The 23,052-nt window shown below is 37.6% G+C and carries 31 protein-coding genes; 14 read left to right on the top strand and 17 right to left on the bottom strand.

From position 1 onward, the window contains the following. Nucleotides 1-184 precede the first annotated feature (184 nt). Nucleotides 185-1,405, top strand: coding sequence for an MFS transporter (locus tag AAEM60_RS12955; RefSeq protein WP_299737488.1), 1,221 nt, complete (start codon nucleotides 185-187; stop codon nucleotides 1,403-1,405). A gap of 189 nt (nucleotides 1,406-1,594) precedes the next feature. Next, nucleotides 1,595-1,771, top strand: a complete 177-nt coding sequence (locus AAEM60_RS12960; RefSeq protein WP_341356470.1) for a hypothetical protein — start codon at nucleotides 1,595-1,597, stop codon at nucleotides 1,769-1,771. A 54-nt stretch (nucleotides 1,772-1,825) separates the two neighbouring features. Here AAEM60_RS12960 and AAEM60_RS12965 read toward each other — a convergent pair whose 3' ends face one another. After that, nucleotides 1,826-2,290, bottom strand: coding sequence for an NUDIX hydrolase (locus tag AAEM60_RS12965; RefSeq protein ID WP_299737492.1), 465 nt, complete (start codon nucleotides 2,288-2,290; stop codon nucleotides 1,826-1,828). A 399-nt stretch (nucleotides 2,291-2,689) separates the two neighbouring features. Between AAEM60_RS12965 and AAEM60_RS12970 the strand changes: the two genes are divergently transcribed. The 4 genes from AAEM60_RS12970 (at nucleotide 2,690) to AAEM60_RS12985 (ending at nucleotide 4,806) form a co-directional block, all read left to right on the top strand. After that, nucleotides 2,690-3,415 (top strand): 5-oxoprolinase subunit PxpA, encoded by a 726-nt coding sequence (locus AAEM60_RS12970; RefSeq protein WP_299737494.1) that lies wholly within the window; start codon nucleotides 2,690-2,692, stop codon nucleotides 3,413-3,415. A gap of 75 nt (nucleotides 3,416-3,490) precedes the next feature. Further along, a complete protein-coding gene (locus AAEM60_RS12975) occupies nucleotides 3,491-3,781 on the top strand; it encodes a hypothetical protein (protein WP_299737497.1) in 291 nt (96 codons plus the stop codon). Nucleotides 3,782-3,800: 19 nt separating this feature from the next. Then, the gene (locus AAEM60_RS12980; RefSeq protein WP_299737499.1) at nucleotides 3,801-4,343 is read left to right on the top strand and encodes a 2'-5' RNA ligase family protein; all 543 of its coding nucleotides are present in this window, start codon (nucleotides 3,801-3,803) and stop codon (nucleotides 4,341-4,343) included. Nucleotides 4,344-4,398: 55 nt separating this feature from the next. After that, nucleotides 4,399-4,806 carry a secondary thiamine-phosphate synthase enzyme YjbQ gene (locus AAEM60_RS12985; RefSeq protein ID WP_299737501.1) on the top strand — a complete coding sequence of 136 codons (408 nt, stop codon included), beginning with the start codon at nucleotides 4,399-4,401 and terminating at the stop codon, nucleotides 4,804-4,806. Between the two features lie 126 nt (nucleotides 4,807-4,932). Here the strand turns inward: AAEM60_RS12985 and AAEM60_RS12990 are convergent, their stop codons facing one another. After that, the gene (locus AAEM60_RS12990; protein WP_299737504.1) at nucleotides 4,933-5,322 is read right to left on the bottom strand and encodes a thiol-disulfide oxidoreductase DCC family protein; all 390 of its coding nucleotides are present in this window, start codon (nucleotides 5,320-5,322) and stop codon (nucleotides 4,933-4,935) included. Between the two features lie 84 nt (nucleotides 5,323-5,406). Then, nucleotides 5,407-5,985 carry a histidine phosphatase family protein gene (locus AAEM60_RS12995; RefSeq protein ID WP_299737506.1) on the bottom strand — a complete coding sequence of 193 codons (579 nt, stop codon included), beginning with the start codon at nucleotides 5,983-5,985 and terminating at the stop codon, nucleotides 5,407-5,409. A gap of 125 nt (nucleotides 5,986-6,110) precedes the next feature. Between AAEM60_RS12995 and AAEM60_RS13000 the strand changes: the two genes are divergently transcribed. Then, nucleotides 6,111-6,965, top strand: a complete 855-nt coding sequence (locus AAEM60_RS13000; RefSeq protein ID WP_299737508.1) for an STAS domain-containing protein — start codon at nucleotides 6,111-6,113, stop codon at nucleotides 6,963-6,965. Between the two features lie 49 nt (nucleotides 6,966-7,014). On the opposite strand, the gene AAEM60_RS13005 is transcribed toward AAEM60_RS13000, so the two are convergent. Beyond that, complete coding sequence (locus tag AAEM60_RS13005) at nucleotides 7,015-7,509, bottom strand: hypothetical protein (protein WP_299737510.1); 495 nt, start codon at nucleotides 7,507-7,509, stop codon at nucleotides 7,015-7,017. A gap of 608 nt (nucleotides 7,510-8,117) precedes the next feature. On the opposite strand from AAEM60_RS13005, the gene AAEM60_RS13010 reads away from it, so the two are divergent. Together AAEM60_RS13010 and AAEM60_RS13015 are read left to right on the top strand one after the other, a co-directional pair. Then, the gene (locus AAEM60_RS13010) at nucleotides 8,118-8,315 is read left to right on the top strand and encodes a hypothetical protein (protein ID WP_299737512.1); all 198 of its coding nucleotides are present in this window, start codon (nucleotides 8,118-8,120) and stop codon (nucleotides 8,313-8,315) included. Between the two features lie 747 nt (nucleotides 8,316-9,062). Further along, nucleotides 9,063-9,254, top strand: coding sequence for a hypothetical protein (locus AAEM60_RS13015; protein ID WP_044336725.1), 192 nt, complete (start codon nucleotides 9,063-9,065; stop codon nucleotides 9,252-9,254). Nucleotides 9,255-9,627: 373 nt separating this feature from the next. On the opposite strand, the gene AAEM60_RS13020 is transcribed toward AAEM60_RS13015, so the two are convergent. The 5 genes from AAEM60_RS13020 to AAEM60_RS13040 all read right to left on the bottom strand — a co-directional run bounded on the left by AAEM60_RS13020 (nucleotide 9,628) and on the right by AAEM60_RS13040 (nucleotide 11,830). Further along, entirely contained in the window at nucleotides 9,628-10,125 is a 498-nt protein-coding gene (locus tag AAEM60_RS13020; protein WP_299737516.1) for a DUF402 domain-containing protein, read from the bottom strand. Between the two features lie 38 nt (nucleotides 10,126-10,163). Next, on the bottom strand, nucleotides 10,164-10,643 hold the full coding sequence (locus tag AAEM60_RS13025) for an NUDIX hydrolase (protein ID WP_341356471.1): 480 nt from the start codon (nucleotides 10,641-10,643) through the stop codon (nucleotides 10,164-10,166). 51 nt (nucleotides 10,644-10,694) lie between these two features. Further along, nucleotides 10,695-11,039 carry a VOC family protein gene (locus AAEM60_RS13030; RefSeq protein WP_341356472.1) on the bottom strand — a complete coding sequence of 115 codons (345 nt, stop codon included), beginning with the start codon at nucleotides 11,037-11,039 and terminating at the stop codon, nucleotides 10,695-10,697. A 22-nt stretch (nucleotides 11,040-11,061) separates the two neighbouring features. Next, the gene (locus AAEM60_RS13035; RefSeq protein WP_341356473.1) at nucleotides 11,062-11,427 is read right to left on the bottom strand and encodes an aminoacyl-tRNA hydrolase; all 366 of its coding nucleotides are present in this window, start codon (nucleotides 11,425-11,427) and stop codon (nucleotides 11,062-11,064) included. Between the two features lie 73 nt (nucleotides 11,428-11,500). Continuing rightward, nucleotides 11,501-11,830: a hypothetical protein gene (locus AAEM60_RS13040; protein WP_341356474.1), complete on the bottom strand. Its 330-nt coding sequence runs from the start codon at nucleotides 11,828-11,830 to the stop codon at nucleotides 11,501-11,503. Nucleotides 11,831-12,004: 174 nt separating this feature from the next. Here AAEM60_RS13040 and AAEM60_RS13045 point away from each other — a divergent pair, with 174 nt between their 5' ends. The 3 genes from AAEM60_RS13045 to AAEM60_RS13055 are packed head-to-tail and all read left to right on the top strand — an operon-like array spanning nucleotide 12,005 to nucleotide 13,264. Beyond that, nucleotides 12,005-12,601 carry a TetR/AcrR family transcriptional regulator gene (locus AAEM60_RS13045; RefSeq protein ID WP_341356475.1) on the top strand — a complete coding sequence of 199 codons (597 nt, stop codon included), beginning with the start codon at nucleotides 12,005-12,007 and terminating at the stop codon, nucleotides 12,599-12,601. Between the two features lie 4 nt (nucleotides 12,602-12,605). Beyond that, on the top strand, nucleotides 12,606-12,950 hold the full coding sequence (locus AAEM60_RS13050) for a multidrug efflux SMR transporter (protein ID WP_299737528.1): 345 nt from the start codon (nucleotides 12,606-12,608) through the stop codon (nucleotides 12,948-12,950). After that, nucleotides 12,950-13,264, top strand: coding sequence for a multidrug efflux SMR transporter (locus AAEM60_RS13055; RefSeq protein WP_299737529.1), 315 nt, complete (start codon nucleotides 12,950-12,952; stop codon nucleotides 13,262-13,264). The genes AAEM60_RS13050 and AAEM60_RS13055 overlap by 1 nt, the downstream gene beginning before the upstream one ends. Nucleotides 13,265-13,341: 77 nt before the next feature. Here the strand turns inward: AAEM60_RS13055 and AAEM60_RS13060 are convergent, their stop codons facing one another. The 4 genes from AAEM60_RS13060 to AAEM60_RS13075 all read right to left on the bottom strand — a co-directional run bounded on the left by AAEM60_RS13060 (nucleotide 13,342) and on the right by AAEM60_RS13075 (nucleotide 17,922). Further along, nucleotides 13,342-14,448 (bottom strand): Ger(x)C family spore germination protein, encoded by a 1,107-nt coding sequence (locus AAEM60_RS13060; RefSeq protein WP_341356476.1) that lies wholly within the window; start codon nucleotides 14,446-14,448, stop codon nucleotides 13,342-13,344. After that, on the bottom strand, nucleotides 14,445-15,557 hold the full coding sequence (locus AAEM60_RS13065) for a GerAB/ArcD/ProY family transporter (RefSeq protein WP_299737533.1): 1,113 nt from the start codon (nucleotides 15,555-15,557) through the stop codon (nucleotides 14,445-14,447). Before AAEM60_RS13065 ends, AAEM60_RS13060 begins: the two co-directional genes overlap by 4 nt. Further along, nucleotides 15,541-17,064 carry a spore germination protein gene (locus tag AAEM60_RS13070; protein ID WP_299737536.1) on the bottom strand — a complete coding sequence of 508 codons (1,524 nt, stop codon included), beginning with the start codon at nucleotides 17,062-17,064 and terminating at the stop codon, nucleotides 15,541-15,543. Before AAEM60_RS13070 ends, AAEM60_RS13065 begins: the two co-directional genes overlap by 17 nt. A 75-nt stretch (nucleotides 17,065-17,139) precedes the next feature. Next, nucleotides 17,140-17,922: a nucleotidyltransferase domain-containing protein gene (locus AAEM60_RS13075; protein ID WP_341356477.1), complete on the bottom strand. Its 783-nt coding sequence runs from the start codon at nucleotides 17,920-17,922 to the stop codon at nucleotides 17,140-17,142. Nucleotides 17,923-18,019: 97 nt separating this feature from the next. On the opposite strand from AAEM60_RS13075, the gene AAEM60_RS13080 reads away from it, so the two are divergent. Next, on the top strand, nucleotides 18,020-19,111 hold the full coding sequence (locus AAEM60_RS13080; RefSeq protein ID WP_299737541.1) for an AI-2E family transporter: 1,092 nt from the start codon (nucleotides 18,020-18,022) through the stop codon (nucleotides 19,109-19,111). Nucleotides 19,112-19,233: 122 nt separating this feature from the next. Here AAEM60_RS13080 and AAEM60_RS13085 read toward each other — a convergent pair whose 3' ends face one another. The 3 genes from AAEM60_RS13085 to AAEM60_RS13095 all read right to left on the bottom strand — a co-directional run bounded on the left by AAEM60_RS13085 (nucleotide 19,234) and on the right by AAEM60_RS13095 (nucleotide 22,077). Continuing rightward, the gene (locus AAEM60_RS13085) at nucleotides 19,234-19,674 is read right to left on the bottom strand and encodes a GNAT family N-acetyltransferase (RefSeq protein ID WP_299737542.1); all 441 of its coding nucleotides are present in this window, start codon (nucleotides 19,672-19,674) and stop codon (nucleotides 19,234-19,236) included. Between the two features lie 30 nt (nucleotides 19,675-19,704). Next, nucleotides 19,705-20,406: a peptidase E gene (locus AAEM60_RS13090; RefSeq protein ID WP_299737544.1), complete on the bottom strand. Its 702-nt coding sequence runs from the start codon at nucleotides 20,404-20,406 to the stop codon at nucleotides 19,705-19,707. Between the two features lie 165 nt (nucleotides 20,407-20,571). After that, complete coding sequence (locus AAEM60_RS13095; protein ID WP_341356478.1) at nucleotides 20,572-22,077, bottom strand: BCCT family transporter; 1,506 nt, start codon at nucleotides 22,075-22,077, stop codon at nucleotides 20,572-20,574. 256 nt (nucleotides 22,078-22,333) lie between these two features. Between AAEM60_RS13095 and AAEM60_RS13100 the strand changes: the two genes are divergently transcribed. Continuing rightward, a complete protein-coding gene (locus AAEM60_RS13100; protein ID WP_299737548.1) occupies nucleotides 22,334-22,462 on the top strand; it encodes a hypothetical protein in 129 nt (42 codons plus the stop codon). A gap of 248 nt (nucleotides 22,463-22,710) precedes the next feature. Here AAEM60_RS13100 and AAEM60_RS13105 read toward each other — a convergent pair whose 3' ends face one another. Continuing rightward, nucleotides 22,711-22,926 (bottom strand): hypothetical protein, encoded by a 216-nt coding sequence (locus AAEM60_RS13105; RefSeq protein ID WP_299737551.1) that lies wholly within the window; start codon nucleotides 22,924-22,926, stop codon nucleotides 22,711-22,713. Nucleotides 22,927-23,052: the final 126 nt, after the last annotated feature.

Raw genomic sequence — 23,052 nt, forward strand, 5'->3', positions numbered from 1 at the left:
TTTATCAATACTGCCATTTTCCTCCTCTTTCATTAAAATTGAGTGAGAAAAAGGTAAGTTTTTAGTTAGAGAAAAAAAGACGCAATCAGTTTACATAATATTATTATAATGAAATAAATAGGTAGTATGAAAATGCTCTTGTTGAAGAAAATAAACGTGTATAAATAAGAATGAGGTGCACGAAATGGAAAGCAAGAAAAAATTAGATCTACTGGCGTTATCCTCTATTCCTTTAGTTATGACACTCGGGAATTCCATGTTGATCCCTGTCCTTCCTCAATTAGAAAAGGAGCTAAACATTACGGGGTTTCAATCAAGCTTAATCATTACCGTTTACTCTATTATAGCCATTCTTTGTATTCCAATTGCCGGTTACTTATCCGATCGTTTCGGAAGGAAAAATATTCTGATACCCAGCTTGATCATTGCAGGAATCGGTGGCCTCATTTGTGGATTTGCTTCAATTTACGGTTCGAACGCCTATATTTTTGTTATTGTAGGAAGGATTGTTCAAGGAATTGGAGCAGCCGGAGCCTTCCCAGTCGTCATTCCTACAGTAGGAGACCTGTATGAGGATGATGATCAAATCACCAAGGGATTGGGTTTAATCGAAACATCCAATACTTTCGGCAAGGTGCTAAGCCCGATACTCGGAGCGTTATTTGCTGCATGGATCTGGTTTATCCCATTCTTTTCCATACCTGTATTTTCAATTCTTTCGATTCTTCTGATTGTCGTATTTGTGAAAGTTCCACCAAAAAAAGGAGAAGAAGCGGAACAATCGATTAAGGAATTTGTTCATGCGGTGGTAATCGTCCTTGGGAAGGAAAAGAAATGGATTTTCGGCATCTTCATCATTGGAATCATTTCCATGTTTACCTTATTTGGCTTTTTATATTATTTATCAACCAGATTAGAGCAAGCTTATGGAATAAACGGAGTGATGAAGGGACTATATTTAGCGGTTCCACTCCTTTTCTTATGTCTTACCTCCTACATAACTGGGAAAGTGATTGGTAAGAGTAAAGAGAAGATGAAGTGGGTCATCGTCTTTGGTTCCCTTATGACTTCGGTTGCATTCCTTCCATTAATCTTCACTGAAGGAAAATGGGTTATATTGAGTATTTTTTCGATTGCGGGAATTGGAATGGGCGCAGCCCTTCCTTGTTTGGATGCACTTATTACAGAAGGAATTGAAAAAGAGCATCGTGGAACCATCACCTCTATTTACAGTTCAATGAGGTTTACAGGTGTCGCTTTAGGGCCTCCTATAGTAGCATTGATTGAACCTTTGAGTACCTTTATCATTTTCATAGTTCTAAGTCTATTTTCCAGCCTGGTTGGAATGCTTTTCATTAAGGTTCCGGAAACTCCCCCGCAAGCTGTCTCAACTAAAAAGGCTTAAGGGTTCATTCCTTGATGGATGAAAGAAAAAACGGAGCTGAATGCAGGCTCCGTTTTTTTCAATTGCATTCCTACATCTGCTGAGTAGAATAAAGAAAGCTCGTTCTTTACGACCCAACATGTTTATTACGATTCATAATGTGGTAGATATATCCATAAACATGAAAGGGATAGTAAGGGAGGAATATATATGACTTGGATAATCGTGATTGTTTCTCTTTTTGTACTTCTCATTCTGGCTGAAGAAGGCATTAATTATTTTCTACGTACAAAAGTAATTGATCATCACCCCAATGCGAAAAAAAGCGAAGGAAAGATGAAATCGTTGTTTCATAAAGTAAAGTTAAAACTGACTCATTCACAGTAAGTAGTACTACATAGTCTAAAGGGTGGAGAAGTTCTTCTCTGCCTTCCACTTAATTCACTTCTTTGACACAATATGGATTGTTTCATTTGGTTGATGTAATAACATATCTTTAACCTCTTGAGGATATAATTGTACTTCAGAAAGTTCTTCAATTGGAATCCACTTGTATAATAAACGCTCCCCTTCCAGCCCATGAAAGGGATCCTTTTGAAAAATTGCCCTGTCTTTAGCTTTCACTTTATAGTAAAATCCAATTTCATGGAAATCCCATTCTTTATATGGAAAGAAATTTTCGTTCACCATGATCAATTGTTCTATAATAATTTCAACTCCTAGTTCCTCTTGCATTTCCCTCTTTAAACTTTCCTGTGATGCTTCTCCCATGACGACTCTTCCACCGGGCAACGACCAGTAATTGTCTTCCACTTGCTTATGTAATAAAATATGGTCCTGTTCTACCCAGATGGCCACTACCCTGTAATTAAAAACGTTTTGGTTTTGTTTAAATACAAGATCCATTTGACCCCTCCTTCCCCTTCATTATAACCATTGTCTATTCCCCTTCATTATAACCATTGTCTAAAAATACACAAAAAGAAGACAAAAGCTTCAGCAAAACTTTTGTCTCCAAAGGAAAGAAATTAGAATGGGTCTTACATAATAAAGATTTAAACAAAAAGAAAGCTACCCCACTTTCTTTTTGTTTAGGGAGTGATAAATCCTTATTCATAAGCAAGATTCATTGTATCGGGTGAAAAAGTGAAATCTATTAGAACAAGATTAAAATTTGATGAGAAAATCATTTTCTCCCTTAATCCTCCTCTACTCTATCAGAAAAGCATCCAGATTAAATTTATGGTATGATAGATAAGAATTCAGAATGTTACAATTCATTCTAAAGGATGAAAGGATGGAAAAATGAAAATCGATTTAAACTGTGATTTAGGAGAAAGTTTTGGTACATATACAATAGGACAAGATGAAGAAATGATGAAATTCGTTTCCTCCGTCAATGTCGCATGCGGATTCCATGCAGGGGATCCCCTCGTAATGAAACAAACCGTTACAAATGCATTAAATCACAACCTAAAGATTGGTGCTCACCCTGGATTACCTGACCTTCAAGGGTTTGGAAGAAGAATGATGCATGTAACCCCTGAAGAAGCATATGCCCTTGTACAATATCAGATTGGCGCCCTCCTCGCTTTCGTCAAGGCACAGGGAGGCATGTTATCTCACGTAAAGCCTCATGGTGCACTTTATAATATGGCAGCGAAGGATTCCGATCTGGCAACCTCGATTGCTAAAGCCGTATACGACCTTGACCCCGGATTAACTTTATTCGGCCTTTCCCAAAGTGAGCTGACAAAAGCAGGAGAAGAAATAGGGTTGCGTGTCGCTCATGAAGTATTTGCCGATCGAACCTATCAATCTGACGGTTCACTTACTCCACGATCACTTCCCAATGCCGTACTGCATGATGAAAACGAAGTGGAGAAGCAAGTATTACGAATGGTGGAGAAACAAGAGGTAGTTTCCACAGATGGTGAGGTATTGTCAATTAAAGCAGATACCATTTGTCTTCATGGTGACAACACAGCTGCGTTAAACCTTGCTAAAAGGTTATATAAAAAGTTAAGTTGAATTCTAAAAGGGCTGTACTGCCCTTTTTCATTCCTTAAGTCGAATATATGCTTTAGAAGATAGGAGTATTTTCTGATGAATAAGACGTTACTACTGGAAGGATTCCGCTGGATGTTCATCTTACTTGTTGCTTGCGTTATTATTCTATATGGCTATCAGCGGTTCCTTTTGCATTCAAGCATTGAAACATCTCTACAAACTGTAGCTCCCGATTCTACCATCATTGGCATCATTCAAACTCATACAACAGATAATAAAGAAAAAGTGTATAAAGCTCTATACAAGACAAAAGACGGAAAGTGCTACAGAGCTTCTTTCGAGCGTAAAAAGCACATATTCATAAGAGATCAAGAAGAATCCTGTTAACAAAATGGAGGATTATGTGATGAAACGAGCCATTCATATTTTCCCACAACTTGAATCAGTAGAAGAAATCCAAAGGATCAGAACAACACACGACCCATTATGGGATAAAATCCCTCCCCACATTACACTCGTTTTCCCTTTCACTTCAAATTTATCTAACAGTGAAATCATATCACATGTACAAAGCATTGCTAATCGATTGCAACCATTCAGCCTGCTATTAAAAGAAATAACAGGGTCCTCTGGTGAATATTTATGTCTTAATGTAAAAAGAGGGAATGATTCCATCATTCATTCACATGATGAACTGTATAAAGGAGTACTAACACCTTTTCGTAACCCCTCTTTTACGTACATTCCTCATATCACATTGGGGAGGATTGATTTAAAAGAAGAATTCCATCGCGCCTTAAAAGAATATAGAAATTGGAGTGAAAGTTTCCATACAGAAGTAAAAGAAATCGTTATCGAGGAAATAAATGAACAGGATGTTTCCAATGTAATCAGTGTAATACCACTTTATAGCCAGCACCATATTGATAAAGAGAACGGCTGGTTTTGAACAAGCCATTTGGTGGAATGTAGAGAATAAGACTTACATAGAAAGGGTCATTGTTATGATAAAAACTCTTACAATCGATACAAAAAAGCGCGATGAAATGATTGATATTACCACATATGTCCAAGACATCATCACCAACGCAGAAATGAAGGAAGGTCTTGTGGTGGTTCAATCCTTGCACACAACAGCCGGAATCACGGTGAATGAAAATGCCGATCCTGATGTAAAAACAGATTTTCTACGTCGATTAGATGAGGTATATCCATGGGAACATACTCTGGATCTTCATGGAGAAGGAAACACAGCCGCCCATTTAAAGACGAGTACGGTCGGCCACTCTCAAACAATCATCGTCACTAATGGTGAACTTCTTCTGGGAACCTGGCAAGGTATTTACCTTTGTGAATTTGATGGACCGCGTTCAAGAAGAAAAGTTTCGGTTAAAACGATTCAAAGTCAATAATCATACTAAAGCGAATCGGCTTGAAAAATAGCGATAAGCATAGGGCTCTAACCTCCAAGCATGATGACGACATTAATGATAAATCCTATAGAACGAAAAGACTCGAGGACGTTTCCTCGAGTCTTTCTATTCTATAAAACGGTCTTTCATGTTTTGCGAAGGCAGCATACAGGATTCTTGTTTTCCGAACCATTTGTATCTATTTGCGGCAATCCACCTGTATACCCTGTCCCTTAGGGGCTTGGGAATGATCTTAAACACGCCGAAAAGCTTCCATGGCCATGTTAAATGAGAGCACACCTTTAAAGCGGCAGTTGATTCAACATACGATTTATGATCGTCGATTAAAACGAAGCTATCTGTCGTTTGAGGAATCTTATGCTTCTTTAATAATTCTTGACCAATTTCACTTTGTAAGGAAGCAAATTGAAAGAGTCCCTTTGGATCACGATTTATAATAAACTGTACGCTACTATTACAGAAATTACATATACCATCAAACAAAATAATCGCCATTAGATCACACCATTCACATCTAATTATAGTAGAATTCTTTACATCACTCTGAGGAGGTAAACGCTCCCGTTCTCACTCACATCTTTATTCATGCTCCGATAAATGACCTACTTCATTATAAGAATGGACATTCCATCGTTTATTTGTGAAATGGAGATTGGTCAGGCAGCCGTTAAATAGTTTCACGTGGTTCACACCTACCTCCTCTTTATGAAACTCTCGCAATATTGCACTGATGACCGCACCGTGAGCAACCAGCAATACATTCTGGTCAGGAAACTGATCATGAATCTCTCTCAGTCCCTCCTGGATCCTATCGATCAACACTTCGTACGATTCCATATTCGGAAAGATAAAATCAGGATATTGCTTTTCTCTTTCTTCACGGGACATCCCCTCCCCATCTCCAAAATAACGTTCTTTGAAATGGTCCATCTCAACAATCGGCAATTCCAAGGCTTCATTAATAATGTCTGCCGTTTTCCTGGCTCTCACCAAAGAAGTAGTAATCAGAACATCCCAATGTGATTTCTCTAGAAATTCTCTGCATTCTTCTGCTTGAAGCTTTCCTGTTTCATTTAATGGAATATCCGTCTGACCTTGTAATTTCCCATTAAGATTCCAATCAGTTTGACCATGGCGTACTAAACATATATGAGTCATTTCATTTACTCCTTCTATTGAAAGCTATAATTCTAATAGAATTTATGATATACTATATTACCATTAATAGAGACTATTTCGAAAGTTTTAAATAAATAAGCAGTATAAGGAGTTGGCTGAGGAGAATGAGAGATGAATTAGTGTATCTAGGACAAGAAATTGTTTCACATAAATCCGATATTGCTCAGGGCGTAATTGAATATCAGGAAAAACGGTATTCTGAACAACTTAAGTTTTCTGGAGTGAAAATGGAGCAAGTCACGGAATGGAGAATTGAATTAATTCAAATGCTGGGAGAATCTTTACAAGAAGAGCAAAAAGATTCTCTCATTAAGATAAGCGAGTGGACACAGAAGGTAGGAAAAATAGCACTTGAAAAAGGCATTCCACTAAATGAATCGCTAAAAACACTATCAGCATTCCGGACTACTATTTGGGATATTTTCACTAAACAGATCAGCGATAATCAAATAACAGCCTCTCTTATGCTGCAAGTAAACAAAAAGATTAACCCATTACTGGATGAAATTGCTTATCTTTTAAATGAGTTATTTGTAAAGCAGCAAAAAGATCAGCTAGCTCTTATTCATACTGCTATGGATGAACTTTCGGCACCGATTGTGCCGATTGCAGATAAAATTGCGATTCTTCCTCTCATTGGGGAAATTGACACTCATAGAGCCACGTCTATTATGGAAACGGCTCTAAAGAAAAGCTCTGAACTAGAATTGGACTATTTATTTATTGACATATCCGGTGTGGCAATCATGGACACCATGGTTTCTCATAATATTTACCAAATCATCAACGCTTTAAAGATGATGGGAGTACAATCGGTATTGACAGGTATCCGACCTGAATTTGCCCATACTTTAGGGAACCTCGGCATTACCTTCGACGACTTAAAAACAAGCTCAAGCTTAAAACAAGCCCTTGAAGACATCGGATTCACTCAATATGAAGTGGTTCTTCCTCTTTAATATAAGACCAGAAGCCATTTGCAGCATGGTTTCTGGTTTTTTGTTACTTCTATCCATTCGTTACCCTCTTTATTCTATGGTGAAATAATAGTTGAATACTTTGAACCGCCATGTATATTGGAATGGACCAATACATTTCATATCCTTTATCGAAATGAAAAAAGCCAATCTTTAACGTGAACCATTCCATCAAAAGAGAAAAAGATGTCCAAACCAATAAATAAGCAAGATTCATGACCCCTCTTATCTTTAATTTCTTATAGATGTATATAAAAAAATAACTGTAAGGACCATACATGATATAACTAATAAAATCGATCGCCTGGTAAGCTGAACTATCATTCACATCGTAAAAATCCCAAGGTGGAATACTGATCGTATGGTCATAAAACATCCCTATTGCTATGCCATAAATAAAGTAACTTAGCCCTTCCAGGAATGGGAATATTTTTGGAGTAATCCATATTACTATAAGGAGAGCAAGTAGACTAATGATGATAAACCACTCGTTTAAATCAAATGATCTTTCATATATTCTGTCCACTATTTTTCCCCTCCTTCTTCTGCATATGATAAAGCCCCTTTCCTATCCCAATACAAATGAATAAATATATTATGTTAATGATGGTTGTATTTAATAGGCTCCATTGAGGATAATCAAGCGTTTTAAAGTGAATATGAAGGACATCCAAAATAGTGATAAAAAATAAAAGGCTTAAGAAGAATATGATTTTATGAGTTCTTGATCTGTAATTCAAGTAGCCATTTATCATGATAATTCCAATCAATGGGAAAATACATTCTCGGTTTATCAGTAAGCTAATGAATTGAGTGACATCCTCTGAAGCCCTAATCCATTCCAGCTTGTTAGTCATAATCGTAATATAATTCGTTGAAACAATCGATAACAACATGAACTGTATGGAATTTGCGGTGAATGAAAGCTTTTTTTGCATGAAGATCACAATATAAATCAGGATGATTAATATGGAAATAAAGAGAGGAAGCGACATTGATTTCTCCTTTATCTTTTCTCTATATCCTTTCCTTAACCGCGTCATTACATAACCATTTTTTCCCGATCAGAGAGTTTAGATGTTTGGATTAATTTGCACGGGGAAAATGTAAAAGAAGTATGAAGGAGGTATTTCGATGAGACATGAACCTATCAATCCACAATATGGTCAAGACGAAATAAAAGAAGTATTTGTTGACGGTTTACAGCGAGACTTATCGCCTGAAGAAGATATGCTAATTTCAGGTTGGACTCAAACATTTAACAAAAGCGAACGTGCTACCATCATTAATCTGCTAAAAGAATTACTAAACAAACACAAGAGACATGACTAAACCAAAAGCGGAGGCGGCTTGACCAGAGGCGACAAGCATAAGACGGGACTACCGGAAAGGCGTTCTTTGCCTTTTTGGTAGTCCTGGCTTATGACCTCGAGCCTCTAGCCGCCGGAGCTGGATGAAACCAAAAGCGGAGGCGGCTTGACCAGAGGCGACAAGCATAAGACGGGACTACCGGAAAGGCGTTCTTTGCCTTTTTGGTAGTCCTGGCTTATGACCTCGAGCCTCTAGCCGCCGGAGCTGGATGAAACCAAAAGCGGAGGCGGCTTGACCAGAGGCGACAAGCATAAGCATTCTATTATTAATGCGAGCATAATGAAAAGGCAAGCCCAAGGGCTTGCCTTTTCATTTTATAGTAAAGTGTTTCTTACATATCACTCGTCAAATCTAGAATTTTATCAATGTCAACGCGATAGATTGGGCGATTTATATCCTCTTGTCCAAGTTCTACGGTATCTTCTAGTACATCATCAATATTCATACTTTTAAATACCCCCCAAGTTGTGTTTTAGATCAGAATGTCAATAATTCTCATTACCATTCTTACCATAGAATACGAATGAATGATTTAATTTTTGGGGGTTCTCTTAAATATTTTTATATCAACATAAACTTTATTAAATTGTATATAATAATCAGAAAGTTGAATAAAATGATGCACTATGTTATGGTTAAAAAACTATTGATTCTACTTAAATAATAATAGATAGGTAGAATAGCTTTCTCCTTAAAGGAGGCATTCCAATGAAACGATTTTCTATGCTTCACGTACCTAAGGATTTCAGGCATAGAGGGCGTCCAGCTGTTACCGTTCACGTTCTACCTGTTCATAAAGAATTTTTCGCAATAGGTAAATCTTTAAAGGGTAACGGTAAAGCTGCCAACAACAATGAAAAACTAGCCGCATACTATGCGTATCTAGATACTTTAAAATAAACGCTTATCTCTATAGAATAAATCATTTAAAAAAGCTGATCAGATAGTGTCTGACCAGCTTTTTTTCCATCTTGAAATGTTCTAATATCCACCAAGCCTTTTTTAAATTAACTGTTATCTAAGTCATTGTTACTATTGATTTAAAGCGAGTGCTGTCCCACTGTTCAATTAGAATACTGCTTGATTGGAAGGGAATCCGCTCCCTTTCCGCGGATGAACGACCAAGCCTCCTCGCTTCTCTGCGGGCTATTTTCTCACCCGTTTTTCCGCAGGAGTCTTGCAAATCCCCTTCCAATCATTATGAAGAGGAGTTATCAGAGCTGAAATTATAATTGTCCTAAAATAATAATCCATCAGAAAACACCCTACACCTTTATTTAATTTTATTGAAACATGTTAAATGTTCTTCGGTCAATTTCTCTATGTTTAATTCATTGTTTTTAATTCGATGGATCAATTGATGAAACTCAGACTTTGCCAACCTATAATCCTTTTCACAGATTATTTTATTAAGATACGCCTCTTCTAATTCTTGTTGATCTTTTTCTATCAGTTTCCCTCCTGGAAGAATAATAAGATCCAAAAACAAATCATCCATCCAGGGTCCCCTAGTTGAATCATATCCATTTTCTTTCGTTATATCGATATACCACTGAATAACTGATTGATCTTCTTTTAACATAGTAGTAATAGAAAAATGCCGGTGATCAGGAAAGAATTGAAGCCATGAATAGCCATCATCTACAATACATATGGAGTCACCCTCATATTGTACATATAGAGGGTGAGCTACCCTGTCGAATTTTATAAGGGAGAGATATCCTTCCAGTTCACCAGTAGATGTGTACTTAACAGAAACCTCTCTTTCCACTATACGAGACCATCCCTCTCGTGTGCCATATTTCCTTTTTAACAACACTTCTCACCCTTGGCTATGCATTCATGTTGTTGGAAGTCATTAAGCATACGCAGATGACTTCTCACCATCGTTGAAGGTAATTCTTCTAGATTATAAAACTTTAGTTGAATGGATTCAGAGTGTTCTGTTTTCATTTCTCCATCGTAATCATTTGAAAAGTAGGCTGTGGTGACTACATAAAACTCATCTCCATTTTCAGCTTTAATGTATTGATCCGCACCTGAATATACGTTTAACAAATTCAACTTACCTAATGTCAGATTCGTCTCTTCCTTCACTTCTCTTCTCGCCGTCTCTTCCGTTGATTCTGCCAATTCCATCAATCCACCAGGCAGTCCCCATGAGCCATTCGGAAATCTCCTTTGCTGCAGAAGCACTTCCTTTCTGTCATTCAAAATAATGACCACCGATCCGACTAAAATAAGAGGGCGCGTACCAACCATTGCTCTTAATTCTTCTATGTAACCCATTGATCAATCTCCTCACTGAAATGAATCTGCTAACGTGAAACACAGACCGAATTAGTCCGTTATATACTGACAAGCCTCAAAACCATTTCCATCTAAATCCCAGAACTCAAAAAACGTAACCTCTCCAGCTTCTTTTATCTCTCCAACCTTGACGTCCCTTTCCACAAGCTTTAACCTAGTCTCTTCCAACGCATCAGAAAAGAGAATCGGCTTGACGGATGAGGGACGTACCTCTCCCTCTTGAACCGTTAGAGTAGAGCCTCCTTGACCTATTTGGAACACAACATACTTTCCCGAATCAAAAACTTGCTCAAACCCCAACACCTCTACATACCATTGGGTAGACTTTTTTAAATCTTTTATACATATATGGACTGTATCCACTTTAGAAAACAATGAAATACCTCCTTCTTCAACTCTAGTTTTTTAATAGTGTTAAGTGCCCGACAATCTCTTTTGCTTCAAACTTTTCCATTGGCGGGAGTGCCACTACTGTTAAAGATCCCTCTTTAATTTCAGTTAACCCGCTATCGTGAATACTGAAATATCCATCAGCCTCTAATTTCTCCAGCTCTCCGGCTTTTCCCTTTAGAACAATTTTTTTCATACCTGTTTGCACCCATTCTACAAAGTCTGCTTGTCGATTTTGAAAAGGTGAATCAGATGACATCATCGTCAGTGTACTAAGAGTAGCAGCATGGGCCACTTGCGCTGCCGTTTTTCCTTTAGACATATTCAGTTCCTTATTAACAATGAAATATTGAACGAGATCACGCTTATTCATTTGTCTAATCATCCCTTTTTATCATTTAATTACCTGTTATTTTACCATGCGAAGGAAAGTACCTCAGTAATATTTACTTCCTTCTTAGTTTCACATAATCATTTTCAACAGAAACTATTTTAACCTTCTCTCCTATTTTAAAATCTAAATATTGATCACAATCCAGCTTATAGGTGTGCCCGTTATCAAATTTCATCGAGCATGACGGATCGCTGCTGTTTACATCTATAACCTCACCTGATTTAATTCCTTCCGCTCCTTTTCTATTATTCACCGGAAAATACTTTTCCTCAATCATTACCCAATCTTCGAGACTGATAACCACCAGCTTCAGAGTAAAGAGCCCCAACAGAAGAACAAGTAACATAATGAGTATTACAAATTTAGCCCTTAAGCCCATCATGAGTATCCCTTTCCTTCCATATAAAATCAACAGATGATTATATGTAAGGAATCTGACATACATTCGATCGTTTTGAAGAAAAGTGGATTATTTTTCCCTTCTTGCATTTATTTAAAAATGGTTATAGAATAAAACTAACGACCGTTAGTTAGTTAAAAAAGAAGGTGAATGAATTTGAAGAATGACAATAAACAACTCATCAAAGATGTGGCATTGGATTTATTTGGTCAAAAAGGGTATGAGGATACCTCGTTAACGGAAATTGCAACTGCGGTGGGCATTAAAAAACCATCTATCTACAACCATTTCCGAAGCAAAGAGGATTTATTTATGGAAGTAATTGAGGATTTAAGTGTGTCGGAAGTAACGGCCTATAAGAGCGCAGAAGAAAAAATGGATCCTCAAGAACCGCTAACGAATATAAGAACACTCTTTGACTTATTTTGTCAACGATTAGTGACAACTAAAGAAGCACTATTATGGAAAAGAGTCACATTCTTTCCCCCAGAAGTTTTTAAAGATCTTATTCAAAAACAATTCATTTATTTTGAACAGGTGACAACAGCAATTTTGGTATCAATTTACCAGGAAGGCCAAAAACAAAAACTGTTCAGTGAAATCAAGGAAGATGAATTCATTGCCTCCTTTTTATGTTTAGTAGATGGTGTTTTTTTAGAGCATCATTATTATACTGAAGAAATTTTCAGACAACGAATTGAATCGGCTTGGAAGGTTTATGAATTAGGTATTTCAAGTCGTAAAGGAGTGTAGCATCATGGGTTGGATATACGTTATTATTGGTGGAATACTGGAGATTGGCTGGGCTACTGGGTTATCCCTTTCAGAGGGATTTACAAAACCTGTCCCAAGTATTGTCACTGCTGTTCTAATTTTAATCAGTTTTTATTTTTTCTCTAATTCCATGAAATTATTGCCGATTGGAACTGCATATGCGGTCTTCACCGGTATTGGGGCAGCAGGTACTGCTGTAGTTGGAATGGTGTTTCTAAATGATGGGATTAGCATCATGAAAGTTGCTTTTATCACACTACTCATTTTCGGAGTGATCGGTCTAAAAATGAGTGATAAAGAGGAGCAACATACAGGGAGGTCATACTGATGGCATGGATATTTCTCATATTTGCAGGATTTTCGGAGGTTGTCATGGTAACGTTTATGAAGCTCTCTGAAGGTTACAAGAAACTGGCCCCTTCCATCATAAGTTTTGCTGCAGGAGCTCTGAGCTTTTATTTATTGTCTCTTTCTCTACTTGACATTCCTGTGAGTACGGGATATGGAATTTGGACCGGGATTGGTTCTGCAGGAGCGGTTATCATCGGGATGATCTTTTTCAAGGAAACAAAGGATTTGAAGAGGTTGTTTTTTATAACATGCATTATTGGAAGTATTATTGGATTAAAGATTGTTTCATGACCGAACTAAAAGTGTCCAGCCTTTGAGGAAAAGAGCTCTCAAAGGCTGGACACTTTTTAATTAATGAAAGGTACTGGTTAATTAATAATCCCGTGTCCTACAATATCCACTTTTATAGTCGGGACAATGGTAATGGAGGGGTATGTTTCTTCCCAATTAATTTTTTCCCATGTCTTTGGATGAAAAGCAATCAACTCTCTTCCGATTCCAAATAAATCTGAGTTGGCAATTTGAATTTTTTCAATCATTTTTTGAGCATCTTTTGTTAAATGCTTTGATATTTCTTTATTCAGTCTTTTGAGTTCACTCTTATTAGTTAATTTGTCCTGAGGGTACTCTGCGATTGAAATATCCATTTTCATGTCGATTTCCACCTGAATATTTTCAGGTGTGTCAGATACAATTTTAAGCTTTGATTTAGATTTAGAAACATTGTACGTAATATAATTGTCAATGCTCATTTTTTTATCATTATCTATTTTTGAAACAAACCGAGTTGATTTTGCTTTTTGATTATTCATAAGCAGATATAGAGATGATTCTTTAAATGATAGAGTACCCGTAAGTGAATTCTTATGAAAAATACCTATTCCATCTAAAACAACTTCTCCATTTTTCATTTTAATGAGAGGAAGTGCGAAATCTTTTCCTTCATCAAACATAATGGTACAGACGGTTTGTAAATTCTGTTTAGGAACTCCTGTAGTGACTTCTGCGCTTGTTAGTAATTCAATAATAAATTCAGATATCAACACATTTTTCTCACTCAACTTAGTGAGGATCTCTCCCCCATTTCCTTCCACCACGGCCAATTTAGCAGAAATGGAGCTATTGGGATCACGATAGAATATATCTAAAAATTTATAGATATCTTTTTTAGCTAATTCTTCCCCCAATAAAAACACCCGGTTTTTTGAAGGTTCAAACACTCCGGAAATTTTCCTATCCATACTCATTCTTGTTTCACGAATCGTTTTCCCCTCACCTTGTACCACCACATTAGTAGGGGTTCGATCCTTAAAGTCACGAATGATGGCAGTCGCTCTTATGGTATCCTCATCAACCATATCAAAAGAAGAGGAGAAAACGAGCCTTCCGTTTTTCAGTAATCTTTGATCCCAACACCCTGTCAAACAAAGGTTAATGATAAGTAGGACGGATACTAAAATGCCCTTTTTCCTCATGCGTTCTCTCCTCTTTCCTTTTTCTTGAAAACAAAAGAAATTCCTAATAAAAGAAATGGAATGACAAGTATGAAGAGATAGGAGGTATTAATCACCCATTTGTTGTACAACTCCATTTCTGCTTCTTTATTGGGAATTAAGGCAATGATAAAAGATAAACTGCCAAAGAAAATGGTTATGACAGAACGTTTGATGCGCTTGATTCGCATGAAAGAATGGGTTATTCCCTCCGTCGATAAGAAAAGATAACTGGTTAAAGAAGTAATAACACTTACTACCCAAAGTGAAACAAACACCAAATCAATTCTTTCGACAACTTGCAAATACAGGGATTTCACATAGTATAGAACCGGCTGAGGAACAATGACTAATTCCTCTGGACTGAACGTTATTAGGCTGACAATGGTAAGAAAGGTATAGATCAATGTCACAGAGAGATTGGCCATTGATGCTGAGAATAAGACGGACCGTTCCCCATTATGCTGAAAATAAGGAAAAAGAAACAAAAGCAATTCAAAACCAAGCATTGAAAAATAGGCTTCTTTTATCCCTTTGAGAATATTGATCCTACCTGATTGTCCGATTGGAAGCAAATACCTCCAATCAACAGGGTAAATGATCAATACAACGATGGATATCAAGATCAGAAAGAAAATCAGCACTGAAACAACAACATACACATTGCAAATGTCAGGTAGTAATTCCTTCCCTAAATAGATGGCTGTTCCCATTAATAGAAACATTATAATCCATTTGGGTGTCAGGGTAAGTACCCACGTTTTAATGATGGCAGTTGAATACATTAAAATAAGGCTGGTTACAAGCAATCCATAAAACACATAGGAAACATTAATGAATGTCCCTCCTGCTTTTCCTACCAGCTGTATTGAGTATTGGAAAAGTGACTTAGCGGGGAATCTTCTGCCCAAGACCCACAAAGTCGTTATTAGCAATTGAACAACAATACCGGCCAGTAATACTGAAATCCAAGCATCACCTTTAGAAATGGAGAATACGCTGAATGGAAGGCCAAGAACCCCTACACCAATTTGAGTTTGAATAATGAATAACATCAATTGTATGGACGAGAGATTAGTCTGATTCTTCATTTTTTTCCCATCCTCGGGGATCCGTCGTCTTCCACTTATACTGCGGCTTCAAATCCTTTGGTCTTTCTTTCATCAGCCAAATGGGTACACGGATAAAGGTGTCTTTAAGTGACTTGAAATCCAAAGGTGCAACAGGATATAAATAATATTGACCTAATGATTTGAGCGTCGACATATGTATTAACAGCAACATCAACCCGATTACGATTCCGAGAACTCCGAATAATGCAGCAAAAATCATTAGCGGAAATCCTAATATTCTAACGGAAGTACTCATTTCATTAGATGGAATAACAAAGGAAGATATAGCTGTAATCGCAACTACGATAACCATCGTATTTGAAACCAAATTTGCTTCAACAACTGCCGTCCCAATTACAAGTCCCCCTACTACCCCAATGGTTTGAGCGATGGGATTCGGTAATCGTATCGCAGCTTCACGAAGTAATTCCAAGGTCAATTGCATAATGGCTGCTTCAATCAATGGAGGAAATGGAACATATTCAAGGGAGCTTTTAATCGAAAAAATAATTTCGACTGGAATGATTTCATAATTATACGAAATGACGGCAATATAAAATGCGGGTAAACAAAGGGTTGCAATAAAACTGATTAATCGAATGAATCGTATAAATGAACCGATAAATGCCCGATTATTATAGTCCTCCGATGTTTGAAAGAAGGAAAAAAAATTCACAGGCAAGAGTAAAACGGTAGGGCTTCCTTCCATTACCAGTGCAATTCTGCCTTCCATTAGATTTCCGACTACACGATCCGGTCTTTCCGTATTTAAAAACTGAGGAAATGGAGAATAAGAATGATCTTCTAAAAATTCCTCAAAGTATCCGGGGGACTGAATCGAATCTGTTTGAACAAAATTGATCCGGTTCTCAATCGTTTTCAACAATTCAGGATTTGTTAAATGAGATAAAAAAACTAAAGCGTACTTTGTTCTCGTTGTTTTTCCTATGCTTGAGTATTTCACAGTCAATTTCGGATTTGAAACTCTCTCTCTTATGAGATGCACATTTTCTGTGATATTTTCACTGAATCCTTGATGTGATCCCCTAATCACCTTTTCATTTACTGGTTCATATCGATTATTAAGAATCTTAGGCATACTGATAAAGGTCAGGATTTCACTGTCTTCCGCAAGTAAAAGACAGTGTCCATCCACCATTGCACTGAGTGCCTCATCTAAATACAATGTTTCTTTAATACTATTAGTACTTACGACATCACATATATCGCCGGAACCTTTTTCTAATATAGGCTTGATAATATACGTCTGTAAGCTCCTATTATCAATGACAGAATCAATAAACATAATGGTCAATATTTTACTATTGAAGGTTAATTCTCTTATTTTCAGATCATCTGTATTAAATAGACCGTTTCGAAAATAAGTGATTTTCTCTTCTAAAGTGAGAAATTCAGGCACTACTTCTTCTTTTTCTGAAAGCAGCTGTTTTGGTATTCTTCTTTTCCTTTTATTAAACGAACTCATATTAGCACCTTCAGTAAGAATCTTTTTTTCTATGCTTCCCAAAGAAGGTGCCATTATGCATGCCCATGGCTCGTATTAACGTTTCTTCCCGTCTAATTGCATACCCCATACCTCTTCTAATATGGATATGAATGTTTCATTTATACCTCCCCATTGATAGGAGTGATCGCTATGTAAATTCTCCAGAGCTCGGTCCATTTTTAGTAAATCTTCTTTTAGATACTCTTCCATATGCTTTAGGTGATGGGCCTCTTTCCCTTTAACTCTTGAGGTCACCATGGAAATAATCGTATTCTTTATATCTTCATACATATTAAGGTGGTCAATCATTTGGTTGATCCCATTTGGTGGAAACGTTTGATACTTCATAATCCACTTACAAGCAAGCCACGGCCTGATGATGGTCATCCATTTCTTCGTACCGTTTGGATCATCCTTCAAACATTTCTCCATATTGCGTTTTGTCATGTGATAGTAATGAATTAAACAGCGGTCTGGAGAAAAAGTCTGATCTCGCAGCTTCCTGATTTTTTCTATGGTCGGGTGCTCAATATACACATTTTCATCTGTTAACCACTCCAATAGAGATGGGTTTGATTTACGAAGAAGTTTGAGAGCTTTACTCAGGTCCCATCCCCCGAATTCAATGGCATGGTGTGTAGATTTTACAATTACGTCCTTTGTCTGTTGAAGATTTAGATACGCGGTTGTCTCTCGTATATATATAAACCGGACATCATAATCGCTGTCATCTATATGATACCCCCATGCTCGACTTCCAGCTTCGACAGCATACAATATCTTAATCTCCTCTTCTCTTTCTATACACCTAAGATCGTCTAATATGATCCTTCTCAAAAATAATTCTCCTTCCCTTTATATATTAGTAGGGTTTTCCTTTCTGTTTTTGATATACTTATTCACACAAACAAGTCGATAGGTAGAGGTGAATAGCTTGACCAAGAAAAAGATGTATTCGTGGAGCTTACAAATTCTTATTATTCTTACCATTATTTATGTTTCAACTAAGATTTCATTTTTATTTGAACCGATTGTCGTATTTGCTTCAACATTATTTTTCCCCATTATCATTTCAGGATTTCTGTATTTTTTATTAAATCCATTAGTCAATCTCCTGGAGAAAGCAAGACTGCCGAGAACCATCGCCATTATCGTGCTTTACGCTGCTATCGTTGGTGTGATGGTGTTAATTATAGGAAATATCGCTCCTATTCTCTCAAAGCAAATAACAGGGCTGTTCAATGAACTTCCTGAGTATGCAAGACAAACGAGGAATTTTATCGAATACTTATCTGAAACTCAACAATTCAAATGGATGATGAGTCAAGATTACGTATCACTTAAAGATGTGGAAAATCAGTTAGTGGATTTCGCCAATACATTACCGGATAATATCACCACTGCACTTAAAGGATTAGTAAGTGTTCTGACCAGTATTACGATACTGATTGTAACCGTACCTTTTCTACTATTCTTTATGTTTAAAGACGGCCATAAATTTCCTAAGGCCATATCAAAATTCCTTCCTCCTGCCTACCGGGAAGAAGGAATCAACACGTTAAAGGATACGAGTGATACACTTGCTGCCTACATACAAGGACAATTAACGGTTGCTTCATTTGTAGGGACCCTTACTTTTATCGGGTATTTGATCATTGGTCTGCCATATGCTTTGGTTATGGCATTAATAGGTGCAGTCACCAATATCATTCCTTTTATCGGACCGTTTATCGGTGCTGCGCCGGCTATTATAGTAGCCTTGTTCGATTCCCCGACTAAGGCCATATTGGTCGTGGTGGTTGTAACAATCGCTCAGCAAATAGAAGGGAACCTCCTTTCACCCCTTATTTTAGGAAAGCGTCTGGATACTCATCCAGCGACGATTATCATTCTATTGCTGGTGGCAGGAAACTTAGCGGGTATTCTTGGAATGATCTTAGCCGTTCCTTTTTACGCTGTAACAAAAACCATAGTATTAAATTTAGTGAAGTTCATTAAACTGAGAAGATCTGCGATTCAAGAATGAAAATAAAGAGACAACCGGGCTTGCCCGGTTGTTTATTTTTGAAGTGATTTAAACGTGGTTGTTGAATCGGAAGAATCTGAAAGTGCAGTTATGTCATTTTCCATGTTTCCCTACTCCAACGATCACATCTGTTTATACATAATCACATGAGGCCCGATTGGTTCTATTTCAAATACTTCCCCCAATTGAGTTAAGCCCAATTTCTCATAATATGGACCAGCTGAAATTCTGGCATTGCACCACCACATTTCACACCCTTTTCCTTTTAGAACATCTTCACTGTATGCAATGAGCTCCTTTCCAACGCCTTTCCCTCTATAATCTGGAAGGGTGGCCATTCCTCTTAAACGGTAAGGCAGATTTCCGTTCAAATCCTTTAGTGCTTCCTGATAATAGGAAGCAATACTGATCAGTACGTCTTCATCGAAAGCACCTATGTGAAAGGAACTTTGGGCTAAATCCCCTTCATACTGACACTCCTCTATCGATTGAGTTGGCCTTAAGATCTGTTGTCTGATCCTATATGTATCAGTAGCTGAAATAAAACGAATGTGAATCATCATTTTTCCCCTCCATTTTAAACCCGGTTTTTTTTATAATCTTTTCAGATATTCTGTCGATAAAACCGTTTCATACATATCACCCTCTCTCTTTTCAACCCAATAGGCGGAAGCTTGGACTCTTGAACTCACTACTTTGTAAAGACTTTCATCCTTAAAATGCAAAGCGGCACCATCATCCACTCCATAGCCGGCTTGTAGTTTCCCCTTATCAATAAACGAATGATAAAGGGGACGCCGTTTTTCTTCACCATCATAATGCGGGGAATGACTTCCCTTTACGAAACCCAATCCTTTAATCGTTTCTAAGTCTTCTCCATAGGAATCAGTAATTCCTTCTTCAAACCAACAAATCGAGCCTGCGCTCAAACCTGCAAGAACCGTCCCTGATTCCCAAGCTTTCTTGAGGATCGAATCAATCTTCCACTCTCTCCATAGAGCAAGCATACTCTTTGTATTGCCTCCACCCACATAGATAATGTCCTTATCAAGAAAGAATCTCTCTAAATCTTTGGTTGGCAATTTGAATAGTGATAAATGGGAAGGCTCACACGGAAGCGAGTGAAAAGCATTGTAAAATCGCTCTATATACCCTTCAGCATCTCCACTGGCCGTAGGCAAAAAACAAACCTTTGGATTTGATTCCCCAGCCTGATTTAAAATATATTGATCTAAAAGCAGGTTCTCAGGCTCCATCGAAAATCCTCCTCCACCCATTGCGATAATCTGTTTCATTGAATTCACACTCTCCCTCTATTCAAAATTTTTCGATAAGTAACTTAATCCTATCAAAATCATTGAACTTAGCGTACATTTTTTTAAATCAAGAAAAAAATCCTATAGAAAGACCCTCTATACGAAATAGAGGGTCTTCGCTTACTTCTTATCCTGTTAATAAAATCACTTACCAGCACCTGACGTTTTTTTCTTTTTCATTTTCATTTCTTTTTGGAATGAAAGAATTAATCCATATGTCATGACAAATAAGATAATGCCTAATGGTAAGGCTGTGATGATGGTGGCGGCTTGCAATCCGCTGATGCCGCCAGTCCCCATCAAGATTGCCGCAATGGCAGCTAGTACGATCCCCCAGCTGAACTTCACAAAAAATGGAGGGTTCAAACTTCCATTAGACGTTTGCATCCCCAGTACAAATGTTGCGGAGTCGGCGGACGTCACAAAGAAAGTAATGATCAAGATTAGGGAAATAATCGATAGCACACCACTTAGAGGCATTTGATCATACACATAGAATAGTGCCGTCTCCAAACTTTGACCCGCTACATCTACACCTTGAACAAAGTCGTAATATAAACCTGTTCCACCGAATACACCAAACCATAGAGAACATACGATTGTAGGCACAATGATGACGGCGATTATGAACTCCCGCACAGTCCTTCCTTTTGACACCCTCGCAATGAAAGTTCCCACGAACGGTGTCCATGAGATCCACCATGCCCAATAAAAAATCGTCCAATCCTTCACCCATTGATTATTCTCCACATTAAAGGGTGAAAAGCGTAACCCCATACTAGGCAGATTTTGAACGTAGCTCCCAAAAGTGGTCAAAAACAATTCCAGGACAAATTGCGTAGGACCTGCGATGAGAAAGACAATGAATAACAAGACCGCCAATACCATATTGGCATTGCTCAAATATTTAATTCCTTTTGATAAACCAGAAGCAGCAGAAGTAATAAATAGCACCGTTGCTACTCCCATGATGATCAACTGGACTTTAAAGTCAATCGGGGTTCCCATTAGGTAATTGAGTCCACTGTTAATTTGTTGTGCACCAATCCCAAGTGAAATCGCCACACCGAAAATCGTGGCAAACACAGCGACAATATCAACAAAATACCCTATGGGACCTTTCACTCTATCTCCAATGACAGGATATAACGTGGCACTCATAAGTCCTGGCATGTCCTTCCTGAATTTATAATAGGCAAGGGCCAATGCTACGACCGCATAAATGGCCCAGGCATGGAATCCCCAATGAAGATATGTATAGCGTAATCCGATTTTAGCGGATTCAATGGTCCCACCTTCCCCATATGGTGGCGTGGAATAATGAGAAACTGGTTCCGAGACCCCATAAAAAAGCAATCCGATTCCCATTCCTGCACTAAAGAGCATAGCAAACCATGTCAATGTGGAATATTCTGGCCTGTCAGTGTCCCTCCCTAATCGAATCTTTCCATATTTACTAAATGCAAAGAAGATCGCGATGAGGAAAAAGAATGAAGCTGAAAATTGATAAAACCAGCCAAATTTGTCTAGAAGAACTCCTTGAGTATTGGTCATGATATCAATCAATGCCTGAGGAAAAATAACCCCCCAAGCCACAAAAATGATGCCGATTGTAATCGCAATCCAAAACATTGGTGTGAAATTTTTCAAATGACTTCCCCCTTAATTCGTAGATGTAGCTCTAGCATGTAGAAATAGGTATGTAAAGAAAATAAATGCACAAACTTATTATTACCCCCCATTTCCAAGAGCTAAACTAGTAAGTAACTGGAAAGTGAGGGACGGACCTTTTCAAGGTCCGTCCCTCACTCTAAATCTGCATATGTAAAATTCCCACTTTTATATTGATTTTTCATGTATCTTTATTTCATTTCGGGGCACATTATAGTAGACGGAGGTGATAAACATGACTAACAACAACAATAAAAAACCACAACAACAAAAAAATGAAGCAGAATTTGCTCAAGAGCAAAACGCTGCTGAAAGAGCTAGAAAAGCTGCTAAACAACAAAACCAAAACCAACAAAATAAATAATATCATAGTGACACAATTAAATACTTACCAAGAGACTAGTCAAGACTGACTAGTCTCTTTCTATTAGGTCCGCGCCTTAATTCTATGAATCACTTCATCTTGAGCATAGAAAAACCTCCCCGGATTGTTCCGGAAAGGTTAGTGTGATTAGCTTATTCTTGCTGGCATTAAGTGTGCACATATACAGAAGTAAGGTGTAAAATATTCGTTATATGAAGGGAGGGATTGACAGGATGCCTTCTGCCAGGTTAAGCCTGATTTTTCTTTTTAAACGGTTTGTACGCAACAAAAACCGCAAGTATTGCGGCTGCAACATTTAGTAAGGTTCCAATAACGGGAGACCCAATATATCCATTGCCATGATACAAATTTGTTAGTATCAGACCAGCAAGAAGACTTAAAATGATGTTACTTCCTATAAAAACTCCAATAAAAACAAAAAATTTCTTAGCGTTTTTCCACACAATTCAGCACTCCAGTATATTAAATATCGTTTAACTGTACATTACCAGAGTTATTTGGGAAAGACCAGCATAGGGGACTACTGATAAGAGTCGAGTATCCACTGAATGTATGCAGGCGCAAAAAAA

Source organism: Rossellomorea sp. y25 (genome assembly GCF_038049935.1).
Classification (GTDB): Bacteria; Bacillota; Bacilli; order Bacillales; family Bacillaceae_B; genus Rossellomorea.

Bases quoted from the DNA above. Each gene is read 5' to 3' on its own strand.
- AAEM60_RS12955 (WP_299737488.1), top strand. From the start codon at position 185: ATGGAAAGCAAGAAAAAATTAGATCTACTGGCGTTATCCTCTATTCCT.
- AAEM60_RS12960 (WP_341356470.1), top strand. From the start codon at position 1,595: ATGACTTGGATAATCGTGATTGTTTCTCTTTTTGTACTTCTCATTCTG.
- AAEM60_RS12965 (WP_299737492.1), bottom strand. From the start codon at position 2,290: ATGGATCTTGTATTTAAACAAAACCAAAACGTTTTTAATTACAGGGTA.
- AAEM60_RS12970 (WP_299737494.1), top strand. From the start codon at position 2,690: ATGAAAATCGATTTAAACTGTGATTTAGGAGAAAGTTTTGGTACATAT.
- AAEM60_RS12975 (WP_299737497.1), top strand. From the start codon at position 3,491: ATGAATAAGACGTTACTACTGGAAGGATTCCGCTGGATGTTCATCTTA.
- AAEM60_RS12980 (WP_299737499.1), top strand. From the start codon at position 3,801: ATGAAACGAGCCATTCATATTTTCCCACAACTTGAATCAGTAGAAGAA.
- AAEM60_RS12985 (WP_299737501.1), top strand. From the start codon at position 4,399: ATGATAAAAACTCTTACAATCGATACAAAAAAGCGCGATGAAATGATT.
- AAEM60_RS12990 (WP_299737504.1), bottom strand. From the start codon at position 5,322: ATGGCGATTATTTTGTTTGATGGTATATGTAATTTCTGTAATAGTAGC.
- AAEM60_RS12995 (WP_299737506.1), bottom strand. From the start codon at position 5,985: ATGACTCATATATGTTTAGTACGCCATGGTCAAACTGATTGGAATCTT.
- AAEM60_RS13000 (WP_299737508.1), top strand. From the start codon at position 6,111: ATGAGAGATGAATTAGTGTATCTAGGACAAGAAATTGTTTCACATAAA.
- AAEM60_RS13010 (WP_299737512.1), top strand. From the start codon at position 8,118: ATGAGACATGAACCTATCAATCCACAATATGGTCAAGACGAAATAAAA.
- AAEM60_RS13015 (WP_044336725.1), top strand. From the start codon at position 9,063: ATGAAACGATTTTCTATGCTTCACGTACCTAAGGATTTCAGGCATAGA.
- AAEM60_RS13025 (WP_341356471.1), bottom strand. From the start codon at position 10,643: ATGGGTTACATAGAAGAATTAAGAGCAATGGTTGGTACGCGCCCTCTT.
- AAEM60_RS13035 (WP_341356473.1), bottom strand. From the start codon at position 11,427: ATGAATAAGCGTGATCTCGTTCAATATTTCATTGTTAATAAGGAACTG.
- AAEM60_RS13040 (WP_341356474.1), bottom strand. From the start codon at position 11,830: ATGATGGGCTTAAGGGCTAAATTTGTAATACTCATTATGTTACTTGTT.
- AAEM60_RS13050 (WP_299737528.1), top strand. From the start codon at position 12,606: ATGGGTTGGATATACGTTATTATTGGTGGAATACTGGAGATTGGCTGG.
- AAEM60_RS13055 (WP_299737529.1), top strand. From the start codon at position 12,950: ATGGCATGGATATTTCTCATATTTGCAGGATTTTCGGAGGTTGTCATG.
- AAEM60_RS13060 (WP_341356476.1), bottom strand. From the start codon at position 14,448: ATGAGGAAAAAGGGCATTTTAGTATCCGTCCTACTTATCATTAACCTT.
- AAEM60_RS13065 (WP_299737533.1), bottom strand. From the start codon at position 15,557: ATGAAGAATCAGACTAATCTCTCGTCCATACAATTGATGTTATTCATT.
- AAEM60_RS13070 (WP_299737536.1), bottom strand. From the start codon at position 17,064: ATGAGTTCGTTTAATAAAAGGAAAAGAAGAATACCAAAACAGCTGCTT.
- AAEM60_RS13085 (WP_299737542.1), bottom strand. From the start codon at position 19,674: ATGATGATTCACATTCGTTTTATTTCAGCTACTGATACATATAGGATC.
- AAEM60_RS13090 (WP_299737544.1), bottom strand. From the start codon at position 20,406: ATGAAACAGATTATCGCAATGGGTGGAGGAGGATTTTCGATGGAGCCT.
- AAEM60_RS13100 (WP_299737548.1), top strand. From the start codon at position 22,334: ATGACTAACAACAACAATAAAAAACCACAACAACAAAAAAATGAAGCA.